Source organism: Chryseobacterium sp. S0630, from assembly GCF_024158915.1.
In the GTDB taxonomy this organism is placed as follows: Bacteria; Bacteroidota; Bacteroidia; order Flavobacteriales; family Weeksellaceae; genus Chryseobacterium.
Genome location: NZ_JAMZGF010000008.1, coordinates 31,515 through 44,717 on the forward strand (window position 1 = coordinate 31,515; position 13,203 = coordinate 44,717).

The 13,203-nt window shown below is 35.9% G+C and carries 12 protein-coding genes; 1 reads left to right on the forward strand and 11 read right to left on the reverse strand.

Features of this window, described 5'->3' with window-relative positions; all coding sequences use genetic code 11:
• Positions 1-39: 39 nt before the first annotated feature.
• From ribA to NK356_RS05555, 8 genes are all read right to left on the reverse strand, one after another.
• Entirely contained in the window at positions 40-636 is a 597-nt protein-coding gene (gene ribA, locus NK356_RS05520) for a GTP cyclohydrolase II (protein ID WP_052198528.1), read from the reverse strand.
• A gap of 18 nt (positions 637-654) precedes the next feature.
• Entirely contained in the window at positions 655-1,113 is a 459-nt protein-coding gene (locus tag NK356_RS05525) for a hypothetical protein (protein WP_253316416.1), read from the reverse strand.
• Positions 1,110-1,724 carry a DUF4254 domain-containing protein gene (locus NK356_RS05530; RefSeq protein WP_253316417.1) on the reverse strand — a complete coding sequence of 205 codons (615 nt, stop codon included), beginning with the start codon at positions 1,722-1,724 and terminating at the stop codon, positions 1,110-1,112. The genes NK356_RS05525 and NK356_RS05530 overlap by 4 nt, the downstream gene beginning before the upstream one ends.
• A gap of 15 nt (positions 1,725-1,739) precedes the next feature.
• Positions 1,740-1,955, reverse strand: coding sequence for a twin-arginine translocase TatA/TatE family subunit (locus NK356_RS05535; protein ID WP_034695724.1), 216 nt, complete (start codon positions 1,953-1,955; stop codon positions 1,740-1,742).
• A gap of 31 nt (positions 1,956-1,986) precedes the next feature.
• Positions 1,987-3,549 carry a murein hydrolase activator EnvC gene (locus NK356_RS05540; protein WP_034695725.1) on the reverse strand — a complete coding sequence of 521 codons (1,563 nt, stop codon included), beginning with the start codon at positions 3,547-3,549 and terminating at the stop codon, positions 1,987-1,989.
• Positions 3,546-4,391 carry a DUF4292 domain-containing protein gene (locus NK356_RS05545; RefSeq protein ID WP_034695727.1) on the reverse strand — a complete coding sequence of 282 codons (846 nt, stop codon included), beginning with the start codon at positions 4,389-4,391 and terminating at the stop codon, positions 3,546-3,548. Before NK356_RS05545 ends, NK356_RS05540 begins: the two co-directional genes overlap by 4 nt.
• Before the next feature lie 105 nt (positions 4,392-4,496).
• Positions 4,497-5,513, reverse strand: coding sequence for a sugar phosphate nucleotidyltransferase (locus tag NK356_RS05550; protein ID WP_034695730.1), 1,017 nt, complete (start codon positions 5,511-5,513; stop codon positions 4,497-4,499).
• A gap of 153 nt (positions 5,514-5,666) precedes the next feature.
• A complete protein-coding gene (locus NK356_RS05555; protein ID WP_253316418.1) occupies positions 5,667-7,094 on the reverse strand; it encodes an oligosaccharide flippase family protein in 1,428 nt (475 codons plus the stop codon).
• A 101-nt stretch (positions 7,095-7,195) separates the two neighbouring features.
• On the opposite strand from NK356_RS05555, the gene NK356_RS05560 reads away from it, so the two are divergent.
• A complete protein-coding gene (locus NK356_RS05560) occupies positions 7,196-8,533 on the forward strand; it encodes a dihydroorotase (RefSeq protein WP_253316419.1) in 1,338 nt (445 codons plus the stop codon).
• A gap of 196 nt (positions 8,534-8,729) precedes the next feature.
• On the opposite strand, the gene NK356_RS05565 is transcribed toward NK356_RS05560, so the two are convergent.
• The 3 genes from NK356_RS05565 to NK356_RS05575 form a co-directional block, all read right to left on the reverse strand.
• Positions 8,730-11,027 (reverse strand): GH92 family glycosyl hydrolase, encoded by a 2,298-nt coding sequence (locus NK356_RS05565; RefSeq protein WP_253316420.1) that lies wholly within the window; start codon positions 11,025-11,027, stop codon positions 8,730-8,732.
• Positions 11,028-11,104: 77 nt separating this feature from the next.
• Complete coding sequence (locus NK356_RS05570; protein ID WP_034695738.1) at positions 11,105-11,788, reverse strand: response regulator transcription factor; 684 nt, start codon at positions 11,786-11,788, stop codon at positions 11,105-11,107.
• Between the two features lie 12 nt (positions 11,789-11,800).
• On the reverse strand, positions 11,801-13,054 hold the full coding sequence (locus NK356_RS05575) for a sensor histidine kinase KdpD (RefSeq protein ID WP_034695740.1): 1,254 nt from the start codon (positions 13,052-13,054) through the stop codon (positions 11,801-11,803).
• Positions 13,055-13,203: the final 149 nt, after the last annotated feature.

Consider the following 13,203-nt stretch of genomic DNA (forward strand, 5'->3'; position numbering starts at 1 on the left):
ATATGTTTTTTGGAGCTTTTTAATGTTAGATTTATAAAATTAATTATCATTGTCATCCAGAAGATGTCCAAAGAAATCTTTTTTTGTCTGCAGATATCCTTTGCTTATTTCATTCGCAGGAATCTGTAATGGTACTCTTGAGTTAAGGTGAATATTGCTGTCTACAACATATTTTACCTTTTCAGGATTATTGGTAAGAAGGTTGATATCTTTTACCTCTAATAGATTAAGAATTTCAATGGCTACGCCAAAGTTTCTGTCATCTGCAGGAAGTCCCAGTTCAAGATTAGCCTGTACAGTGTCCAGACCTTTTTCCTGTAGTGAGTATGCCTTCAGTTTATTGATGATCCCGATGTTTCTTCCTTCCTGGCGAAGGTAGATGATAATTCCACCGTTTTCATGGATATATTTCATTGCAGCATCCAATTGTTGACCGCATTCACATTTTTTTGAATGGAAAACTTCTCCGGTAATACATTCTGAATGGAAACGAACATTAACTGGTTTTGAGAAATCTGTATTTTCTGCAACAATGGCCATATGAGGCATCCAGTCGTTTTCGTTTTCGGAGAAAGCTATCATTCGGAAAGTGCCGTGCTCTGTGGGAACATTGGCTTCCGCCTGAATTTTAATCATTGATAGTTCAATTAGTTTTTAACTTCCTGGCAAAGTATCTTCAATAACAGAAATATTGGTTTTTAAACGCACCAGATATCTGTTAAGAACTTCATCGTCGTCTCTGTCAAGGTTTTGCCTTAGCTTTTGAATTTTTTTGTATGATTTTTCGAAGCTTTTAAGGGCTCTGCCTTTTCCCGCAGAATTGCTGGCATCAATAGCATATAAATAATTCTGAAGACTGTATTTCAAGCTGGTAATCTCATCATTTAATCCGTTGTTTTTAAACTTGGGAAAAGTAGAGATCATGTTTGAAATTTCAGAAGCATTTACATTCTGTTTGATATTGATATTGAAATTCTTCTTTGAGCTTCTGTCTGAATCAGACCCTTTAGCATCACTATAAAAATTATTTGACAACGGAGAAAGATTAAGCTTTTCCGTTGCGCAGGAAGATGTTAATATGATAAGTACTCCAAAGAAAAATAGTCGTTTCATTTCTGTTGCCCTTTTTGATAAAGGATTGGGTTAAGACTTTCATCGTTGTACATTTTCATTTGTTTGTACACTTTCATCTTAACGTTACCGTTCTCAATATCAGTAAGCAACTGATCTATAGAAGTTGATAGGTCTTCTTTCTGAGTAAGCAGAACATCCAGTTTAGCCTGGCAGTTGTTTCTGTGTTCTTCAGAAGCAGATTCTCTATTAGCTTCTAACGACATATGATAAACCTTTAATGCAAGAATTGATAGCCTGTCTACTGCCCAAGCGGGAGTTTCTGTATTTATTTTTGCTTCAGGTTTAGGAGTTATATTTTCAAACTTATTAAGAAACCAGCTGTCAATATATTCTACCAGATCAGTTCTTTTCTGATTGGAGGCGTCTATTGTTCTCTTCAGTTGAAGAGCTTCTGCCGGATCAATATTTTCATCTCTAATTATATCTTCCAAATGCCATTGAACGGTATCAATCCAGTTCTTTGCATACAAAATCCGTTCCAAACTATCTTTTTCGAACGGGTTATTAATTAGAGTGTTAACGTCATCAGACACGTGATAGTCTTCAATAGCTTGATTGAAGACTTTCCATGCAGTCTCAGTAAATTTCATTAATTCTAAGGAATTTTAGTTGCTAGAAGAATTATTATTGTTGTTTGAAGAAGATTTATTTTCAGAACCTGGTTTGTCTTCTTCTTTCACTGCATCTTTAAATTCCTTGATTCCAGAACCTACTCCTCTCATTAATTCCGGAATTTTCTTTCCTCCAAAAAGTAATACCAAAAGTATTGCTACGATAAGGATGTGCTGCCAAGATAAGGCAAGTATTGTTAGTGTATTCATCTCTTAAAATTTTTGCAAAGTTACACTTTTTTTAATATGAAATCCAACCTAATGGATCAACTGGTGTACTTCCGTTCCATACTTGGAAATCAAGTGTATAAGCACCATCAAAATCCTGAGCTATTGTACCTACAGGAGTTCCTGATGAAACCTGCTGTCCTTTGGAAACACTTACATTTCCTAAGTTGGAATAAATGGTAAAATAACTTCCGTGTTTGATGATTACAGTCTTTGTTCCGTCATTGTTGGCGAGAACTGAAGATACTGATCCCGGGAATACAGATTTTGCGCGTGTACCTGAAGGGACGGAAATTTTAATCCCGTTATTTTCTTCAGTAATATTTTTGAAAACCGGGTGTGGTTGTCTTCCGAAACGGTGAGTGATTTGTCCGGCTCTGTCTGCAGGGTAACCAAGTCTTCCTCTGCTATCTGCAAAGCTGTTTCCGGTAGCGGTGGAAACTCCGTAACTTGTCATAGCTTTGGTCTCAGCTGCTTTTTTCTCTTCTTCTTTTCTTTTCGTAAGAGCTGCTTCTGCTGCTCTTGCTGCGGCCAATTTATCAGCAGCTTCTTTAGCTCTTGCATTGGCCTCATCAGAAGCCTTTTTAGCGGCTACTCTTCTTGCTTCATCTCTTGCATTAGCTTCTGCCTTTGCTGCGTCTTCATTACGTTTTCTTTCTTCTTCAGCTCTTTTAGCTGCAAGGTCTGCTGCTCTCTTGGCTTCTGCTTCTGCAAGTCTTCTTTCTCTTTCAAGGGCTTCCGCTCTTGCTTTAGCTTCTGCTTCGATTCTTGCTTTCTCTCTCTCAGCAGCTAGTTTTGCCAAACGTATTTTTTCTGCTTCAGCTTTTCTTCTGGCTTCTTCTTCCGCTTTGGCGATTCTGATCTCTTCTGCAATAATAGCTCTGATCTGTCCTTCCAATGCTTTAGACTGAACTTGTTTTTGCTTAAGTTCAGCGGTCAATTTAGATTCGTTTTTCTTGAAATCAGCAACCAGTTGTTCTTTCTGGGCTCTTTCAGTATTGATGGTGGCCAGGTCTTTCTGTTGGTTAACCAATAGATTTTCCTTCGCTTTTACAGAGTTTTGTTTCTGAGCGATGGTTTTTTTGATAAGATTAGCGGCATCTGTGATTTCAGCTGCTTTTTTATCCTGGTAGTCTGAGTATTGTTTCAGATATTGAACTCTACGTATGGCTTCTCCTAAATTTTTAGCAGAAAGTATAAAAGTTACTTTGTTCTGTACTCCTTTGTTTTTATAAGCATTCACCAAAACTTCAGCATAGTTTTTTCTTAAAACAGCCAGTTCTTTATTCTGACGGTTAATTTCCAGCTGACGTAAATAGATATCATCTTCAATGAATCTTTTTTCTTTCTGCGTGTTGTTATAAACCTTTTCTCTTAAAACCAATTTTTGGTTGACATTCGAGAGATAGGCCACGGAAAGCTTAGATTCACTTCTGGTTTTGGCTAAATCGGTATTTATTTGTGCAATTTGTTTTTTAAGTTCGGCATTCTGCTTTTGCAGCTGTTCTTTGGTCTGCTGTCCCTGGTGCAGTCCGAACATCAAAACACCTATTAAAAAGCTAAATTTTCTAATCATTTAATCTCAATTTTCTTATAACTGGATGGTACAGAATAAGGTGTTTCCATCCTCGAAAAGTCAAATTTCGTATTTTCCAGTAAAATTTGACTAGATTTTGAGCCTTTTATAATTATTTTAACATTTTTCGGAAGGCGTATTCCTTCGTATTCGTTCCAGTCGCTGTATGAAACATCAAGTTCGTCTGAAGACAGAATATCTTTTAAATTGACGGTTAATAAATCGTAATTAGTATCATATTGGAGAGTCACTTTATACTCTCTGTTTTTTTCATCTGTTACAATTTTCTGATTGATATTAGAAACCATTTTAAATCCCTGCGCATTCTGGAAAAGATCAAACTGTCTGTCGTTGATTTTCACAAAAGTTCTTCCCAGTAAGATTTTTTCTAATGATTTATAGTCAATAAAATTGACATTTAATAAGTTATTAAGGTAATCAAAATCAGAATCTATATAAGTTTTATTGATTTTATCCTGACCTTTTATTCCTTCAGGAGTAGCAATACCTCTTGCCGCATTGATAAACAAGGCTCTAAGATTCATCCACACCTTTTTATCATTTTCAATATAGATTGTTGCATCCAGTGTAGGAACATAGCTTCCTGTTTCTACCTTTACTTTGCTGTCTATTTTGATCTGCTCAAATTTTGGCGGGATCAATACATGTTCATAGAAGGTAAGCTTTTCTCTCACTGGTTCATTAGCATCTTTCGGATTTCCATTGTCTTTTGTAGTATTAATGCTATCCCGTGTATGATCTGTGTCATTTTGGACACTGTTACGGGTCTTACAGGATGATAGGGCAAGAAGCAATAAAAGAAAAGGGATCCAATTTTTCATGTATTTATCTTTAATTAAAAATACGTTGCAATATTAACGCCAAACCACACAAAAACATTTTGTGTGGCTTGATGATATGATGTTTATATAAAATATTTGCTATTCTTATTTAGATAAAAAATCTAAAACGGAATAATCACCTAAAGAAATTTCTCTGGCAACTCCGAAATACTGTGCAGAATTACCGATCATAGAATTGGAAAGGTTTCCGTGATTAATTCTTGTGTTTTCCTGAACCAAAGAATTTTCAATATTAGAATTGACAACGGTTGTATTGTTTCCTAAAGAAACGCCAGGTCCTACTTTTGAATTGGAGATTTTTACATTTTCTCCAATAAAGCAAGGCTGAATAATTAAAGAGTTTTCAATCACAGCAGAAGCCGGATAATTTTTCATTTCTTCTCTTTCATATTCAAGGATTTTGCTGTTGGTTTCTACTGTAGCATTTTTGTTACCACAATCCATCCAGTCATTTACTTTTCCAAGGGTAAACTTAGCTCCTTTCGCTCTAAGGTTTTCAAGGGCTGTTGTTAATTGATATTCACCTCCGTTTTTAATATCATTATCCATGATATAATTGATTTCTTCCATTAGCTTTTCAGCGCTGTTGAAATAATAAATACCGATGATAGCAAGATCAGAAACGTAAGTCGTTGGTTTTTCAACAAAGTCTGTAATAAAGCCGTAGTTATCCAATTTTACAACTCCGAAAGCAGATGGATCTTCAACGCTTTTCACCCAGATTACTCCGTCAGAATTTTTATCCAGTTGGAAGTCTGCACGGAAAAGAGTATCTGCAAAAGCAATAACGATATCACCCTGCATAGACTGCTCAGCACATTTAATAGCATGAGCCGTTCCCAAAGGATCGTTCTGATAATAAATACTTCCTTTTGCTCCCAGCTTTTCAGCAATCTGAATAAGAGATCTTTCGATCTCAGGACCAAAATCTCCGATGATAAACGCTACCTCTTCAATATTTTCTCCTGCAACTTTAGCAATATCTTCCACCAATCTCTGTACGATAGGTTTTCCTGCAATAGGAATAAGAGGTTTTGGAACAGTCAGTGTATGTGGACGTAATCTGGAACCACGTCCAGCCATAGGGACAATAATTTTCATAAATTATATGTATAAAAGATGTTTTATAAGATGTTTCGAATATGAAGGCTAAAGATAATAATTAAAACCTTTGTGGTACTATGATTTATATCTTTTTAAATATTTGTTTAAATTAACAATAGGTTGGTGTACAAGCAAAATAAAGACCAAAGTTTAATTCTTTCTGAATCTCGATAAAATCAGGCTTTTCTCAGAATAAATCAAAATTCCGGTAAAGATTAAAAAGAGTAGATTGCTTGCTAGAATATTATAGTTGAGATACTTTACAATGATGAAACTAAAAACCCCAAGCAGTATCAGAAAGAAAGACATTTTCTTCATTCTGTAAGGAATAGGATAATATTTTTGACCTAACAGGTAAGAAACAATCATCATAATAATATAAGCTCCAAAAGTAGCCCATGCTGAACCCATCATGCTGTGATAATAATTTAAAGCAAGAAGATTAAGTCCTATGTTGATCCCTGCTCCGAGCCATGAAATGACAGTTCCCATACTGGTTCTGTCTGTTACTTTATACCATGTTGAAAAGTTATAATATATTCCAAAACAAAGATTAGCAATAACAATTATCGGGATGATATCTATCGCAATCCAATACGATTTATTAGGAATAAAAACGGCTTTCAACCATGATATATTGGCAATGATTCCCAGTGCTACAGCACAGGCGAAAAACGCAAAATATTCTGCTACTTTGGCGTAGGTTTTTTTCGCATCTCCTTTATCCATCTGTTTAAAGAAGAAAGGCTCAATACCCATTCTGTAAGCGGTAACAAATAACGTCATCAGTACAGCAAGTTTATAGCACCCTCCGTAAGCACCGGCTTCTTCATCGGAAATATAATTTCTCTGTATGGATTTATCAAAGTTTTCATTCACCATAAAAGCCAGACCTGCCAGCATCAGTGGGAAGGAGTATTTGATCATACGTCCGAACAATGAAGTGACAAACTGAAATCTTACCTTTAATATAATAGGAAGTAATAATAAAAAACCTAAGGCACTTCCTGCCAGATTACTGAAGAACGGATAATCTACATTTTGATCCAGCCCCATACTTCTTGATATGTTTTCCGGAATCCAGAAGAATAAAGCAGCAGTGAAAACAGCCTGAAAAATAGCCTGAACAACTCTTACTGCAGAATATTTGATGGGTTTATTGTGGAAACGAAGCCATGCAAAAGGAATCACCAATAAATTGTCAAAAAAAGCAATCATGGCAAACCATCTGATGTATTCAGGGTTATCGTGGTATCCCGCATAATCTGCAATGGGTTGATTGAACAAATAGCACAATGCAAGGAAAAGAGTGGATGTAGAAAATAAAAACCAAAATGAGGTATTGAATGTTTTTTTCTCGTTATCCTCTTCGGCTGAAAATCTAAAATACGCTGTTTCAAAACCAAAAGATAGGATAATGTTAACAAATGAAATCCACGCATAAAGTTGAGTGAAAATCGCAAAACCTTCATTGGGAATCTTATAGATCAAAAGTGGATTAAGGATAAATAGAATGATTCTTGGTGCTATTGCTCCTACTCCGTAGATGATTGTTTGTCCTAATAGTTTTTTATACAAAGCCGAATTTTTTTTGCAAATGTAAAACTTTAAGCATTCGTTTGGTTATTTTGAAGTTAATTAAAACTGAAAATCTTAATTTTGTGTAGAAATAAATTGAAATGAAAGTTCTTATAAAAAATGTAAATATTGTTAACGAAGGAAAAGTCTTTGAAAGCGATATCTTAATAGAAAATGATTTAATATCTAAAATAGCTGCCGGTATTTCTGAAGATGCAGATCAGATTATTGATGGTTCAGGAAAATATCTTCTTCCCGGAGTAATTGATGATCAGGTGCATTTCCGTGATCCGGGCCTTACTCACAAAGGAGATATTGAAACTGAATCAAGATCTGCCATTGCAGGTGGAATAACCAGTTTTATCGATCAGCCAAATACTGTTCCCAATGCGGTTACCCAGGAATTATTAGCAGACAAGTATGAGATTGCTTCTCAAAAAGCATATGCTAACTATGGTTTTATGATGGGCGGAACGAATGACAATCTGGAGGAAGTTTTAAAAACAAATCCTAGAAATGTTCCGGGAATCAAATTATTCTTAGGATCATCTACAGGAAATATGCTGGTAGATAATCCTGAAACACTTGAGAATATTTTCAGTAATACTAAAATGCTGATTGCTGTTCACTGTGAAGATGAAGCTACCATCAGAGCCAATACACAGAAATATATGGATGAATACGGGGATGATATTCCTGTAAAATTCCATCATCTGATCAGAAGTGAAGAAGCATGTTATAAATCTTCATCCAAAGCCATTGAACTTGCGAAAAAAACGGGAGCTAGACTTCACGTTTTCCACCTTTCAACAGCAAAGGAAATGGAGCTTTTCCGAAATGACATTCCTCTAAAAGATAAAAAGATCACTGCTGAGGTATGTGTTCATCACCTTACTTTTACCAACGATGATTACGAAACAAGAGGAAATCTTATCAAATGGAATCCGGCTGTAAAAACCCAAAAGGATAAAGATGCACTTTGGGAAGCATTGCTGGATGACAGAATAGACGTGATTGCTACAGACCACGCTCCGCATACCGCAGAAGAGAAAAATAATGTATATACAAAATGCCCTTCTGGAGCACCTTTGGTACAACATTCACTGGTTGTGATGCTTGAAAACTATAAGAACGGTAAAATATCTCTTGAGAAAATCGTTGAAAAAATGTCTCATAATCCTGCCATTCTTTTCAAAGTTGAAAAAAGAGGTTTTGTAAGAGAAGGCTATAAAGCAGATCTTGTTTTAGTAGATTTAAATCAAGACTGGACGGTTTCCAAAGACAATTTACTGTACAAATGTGGTTGGAGTCCGCTGGAAGGAATGAATTTCCACTCTAAAGTTACCCATACTTTTGTTAATGGACATCTGGTGTATGACAATGGAAAAATTGCAGAGGAGAAATTTGGTGAGAGGCTACTTTTTGAACCAAGAGATTAATAAGAAAAATCGTAAAATATTCCAGATATATTGGGGTATTATAAATTCAATAGGAGCGGGCTTTAGCCCGCTCTTTTATTTTGAAAAACTCCATTGGCTTTAGCCAAAACTTATTCTTAGTTATCGTAGATGCAGGAGATTACGCAGATTTTTTAAACCAATCATCTGATCAATCCGCAATAGATTTATTCATTATTTACTTCTTCGCTTTATTCCCCATATAAAAAGTAAGTTTCCCGCCATTCATAATTTCAGAATGCTTCAATGTAAAGTTTTTAATCTCTTTTCCATTCAAAAGAACCTTCTGAACATATACATTTTTCGGACTTTGATTGATCGCTTCGATTTCAAAAGTTTTTCCGTTTTCCAGATTCAATACAGCGTTATCAATGGCAGGACTGCCGATAGCATAATCTTCAGAACCGGGAGCTACAGGATAAAATCCTAATGAACTTAAAATATACCATGCACTCATTTGTCCGGCATCATCATTTCCTCCCAGTCCGTCTGGTGTTGCTTTGTATTGCATTTCCAGAATACGGCGGATTTGTGCCTGTGCTTTCCATGGCTGTCCGGCCCAGTTATAGAAATAAGCTACATGGTGAGCAGGTTCATTTCCGTGAACATATCCACCAATAATTCCTTCCCGGGTAATATCTTCAGTGTCTGCAAAGAATTCATCTGGTAGATGCATCGTGAAAAGTTCATCAAGTTTTGAAGCAAATTTCTTCTTTCCACCCATCATCGTAATCAGTTCAGCTGGATTTTGTGGAACAAAGAAACTGTAGTTCCATGAGTTTCCTTCAATAAAACCTTGCCCGTGGGTGCTTAATACATCAAAATCCTTTTTAAAGCTTCCATCAGCCAGACGGGGACGCATAAACCCGATGGTTTTGTCAAAATTATTTTTCCAGTTTTCAGACCGTTTGATAAACTGGTTGTAGATTTCTGTTTTGTTTAAATGTTTTGCCAGTTGAGCAATAGCCCAGTCATCATAGGCATATTCCAGGGTATTGGAAACTGAAGTTCCGTTTTTCTCAGCCGGAATATAGCCTAGGTCAATATATTGTCCGATGCCTTCGTAATTTCTTTTATTAGCAGTTTCTAAACATGCTTTTAAGGCTTCTTCAGGATCACCTGCATAATTTCCTTTAATAATGGCATCAGCAACGACGCTTACACTGTGATATCCACTCATACACCAGTTGTCATTGGCATAATGTGACCAGATAGGCAGCATTTTCATCGAAAACTGATTGTAATGAGCCATCATAGACTTTACCATATCACCATTTCGTTTAGGCTGGATGATATTAAAGAATGGATGTAGTGTACGGTAAGTATCCCACAGAGAGAAGGTTGTATAATTGGTAAAACCATCTGCTTTGTGAACATTCTGATCCAACCCTTTATATTCTCCATTAACGTCCATATAAGTTGTAGGGTTAATGAAGGTATGATACATTGCTGTATAGAAATTCGTTTTTTCTGTGTCGGAGCCCTTTATAACAATTTTATTTAATTCCTTATTCCAGTTGTCCTGGGCTTGAGCTTTAGCCTGATCGAAGGTTATATTTCCGGCTTCTTTTTCAAGATTTTCCAAAGCATTGGTCTGGCTTACCGGAGAAATAGCCAATTTTACTTCAATGGCCTCATTTTCATTGGTATCAAAATCAAAGAACATTTTCAGATCCTTACCTGCGATTTCCGGGAAATTCTGATTTTGGTCGAATTTTCGCCAAAACCCTTTATAAACTTGTTTCTCATCATAATTTTTCTGACCGTAAGATTTAAAAGGTTTTGAAAACTTCATGGCGAAATAAACGGTTCTGGTTCTTGCCCAGCCATTGGTCTGTCGGTAACCTGTGATGGTGTTTCCGTTTTCTACACGAACGTATGTCCATACATTTTTTCCATCATAATTGTAAATACCGGCCATGAGATCCAGAATAATATGAGACTGGTCAGATTTCGGGAAAGTATAGCGGTGAATTCCTACTCTTGGTGTTGCAGTCAGTTCTGCAAGGATATTGTGATCATCCAGTTTTACTTTATAATATCCGGCTTCTGCTGTTTCGTTCTGGTGTGAAAACCTACTTCTGTACCCACTCCCAGGATTGGAAGCTGTTCCCGGATTCAACTTAAGTTTTCCTACAGTAGGCATCACCAGAAAATCTCCGAGATCGGAATGTCCTGTTCCGCTGAAATGGGTAGAACTGAAACCAACAATGGTTTTATCTTCATAACGGTAACCGGCGCAGTATTTATAAACCTCACCATTATACTTTCCGTTAAGTTCATATGAGATGGAGTCTGTTTCAGGGCTTAGCTGTACAGCACCAAAAGGAACAGTTGCTCCCGGATACGTATGTCCCATCTTTTCGGTTCCGATCAGAGGATTGACATATTGTATTAATTTTTCAAATTTTTGAGCCTTAAACTGTGTACTTACACATAAAAGAAATAGAAAAACAGTAGATCTGTGATTTTTCATTAATGATCAATTTTCAAAGTTTAAAATTAATTAAAATCATCATTTGCTGTTATGTTTTAGAGTAATATGGGGATTATTTATTCTTTTTCAGAAAAGCGGAAACCTATTCCGTGGAGGTTTTCTATTAAAACGTTCTGCTCTTCGGCCAGTACCTTTCGTAATCGGGAAATAAATACATCAAGACTTCGTCCCATAAAATAATCATCATCACCCCAGATCGCTTTCAGGATTTCCTGTCTTTTGACCACCAGATTTTTGTGGCGGATAAAATACAAAAGAAGATCAGATTCTCTTTGGGTAAGAGTAATGCTGTTTTCTATCCCTTGAAGGGTATAGTTTTTAGGATCAAAATTATATTTGCCCACCTTATATTTTAAAAGAGTAGTATCCGTTTTCTTAGTCCGTTTAAGGAAAACCTCAATTTTCAGCATTAGTTCTTCAATACTGAAAGGCTTTACAAGATAATCATCAGCGCCTATTTTAAGCCCTTTGATTCTGTCTTCTTTTAAAGCTTTTGCAGAGATAAAAATAATCGGAACCTCAGCATTTTTACTACGGATTCGCTGTGCCACCTCAAATCCGTTCATGCCGGGCATCATAATATCCAGCAGACAAATATCGAAATCCTGACTGTTAAATGCTTCCCATGCAGATTCACCATCAGAATAACAGCTGATATCATAATAACTTTCCAGGCTGTCTTCCACCAGAAAGGCTATTGTTTTGTCATCTTCGGCATATAAAATTTTAGATTTCTCCATACTTACACATGATTAATTTGAAAATGGGAAGAAGAGCGTCGTGGTAATTCCTTTATCTTCATTATTTTCTACAGAAATTTTCCAGTGATGCTGTTGAACTACTTTTTTTACATAAAATAATCCCAGTCCGAAGCCATTCACTTCTTCACTTCTTTTGGTGTGTACCCGATAAAACTTTTCAAAAATATGAGGAATATTTTTAGCGGGAATTCCCATTCCGTTGTCTTTAAACTTTAAATATAATCCTTTTGAATCTTTGTGAGCTGAAATTTTAATCACGGGGTTTGTTTCGCAATACTTGATGGAGTTATCCAGAAGGTTATAAATGATGTTGGTAAAGTGAAACTCATCTGCCATTACCGAAGTACTGTTTTCAATATTGATTTCGATGCTGAGGTCTTTATTTTTGTGCTGTATATTGCCTGAAATCTCCTGAATAAAAGGGAGAAGCAGGATTTTTTGAGGTTTTAATGAAAGCCCTGCCGCATCGTTCTTCGCAATATTCAATATTTTTTCAATATGACCATTCAGCTTGTGACTTTGATTGATAATAATGGAAGTATAGGTTTGCAGTTTGGAATTTTCCTGAACCATTTCCTGCTTGTTAAGTGCTTCCGAAGCTAAAAGTATAGAGGATAAAGGAGTCTTAAACTCGTGAGTCATATTGTTGATGAAATCACGTTGGAGTTCCGAAAACTTCTTCTGCTGAATGATCGTATAAATAGAATATACATATACCAGAAGAATGATGATAAGGGCAAAAGTAAGGAGGTACCAGAATCGTAATGAACTGATCAGATAAGTGGTTTTATCCGGGAAACGTATGGAAAAGTAATAGATCAGATTTTTATGCTTCGGAAAATTGATCACCTTGTTGCTGGGACTTTCCTGATGAGAGGTCATGTATTTCCCATAGATCATTTTATCGCTATGGCAGTTGTATAATGCATACACATAATCTGTGTTGATCTGGAAACGGGTAAATTCTGTTTTCAGATAATATTCAAGAACTACGGGGTGAAATTCATTGTTGATATTAACCACATAATAGTCATTGGCAATGTTCTGTACAGGATTTTCGGTGTAAGAAGTTTTTCCTCCGGAGAGCTTTTCCGCAACTTCCATTAAGGCGATATTAACCTTTTGGTTAAATTTTTTATCTTCAAGATTATAAGCCTGGCGGGTCCACATCAGCTGTGCTATTAAAATTCCGATAATAGCAACGAATCCCAGCGTTATAATAATATTGAGTCTTTTTATTTTCATTTCCTGAAACAATATTATCCAAAAATATCTATTTATCTTTTATTATTAACAACTCGTTAACAAATGTTAGACAGCGGTTAACAAGTTGTAATCACAGTCTGCTTTACATTTGCTTTATCGAAAGAAAATAATCAGTTTCAAATATTAAA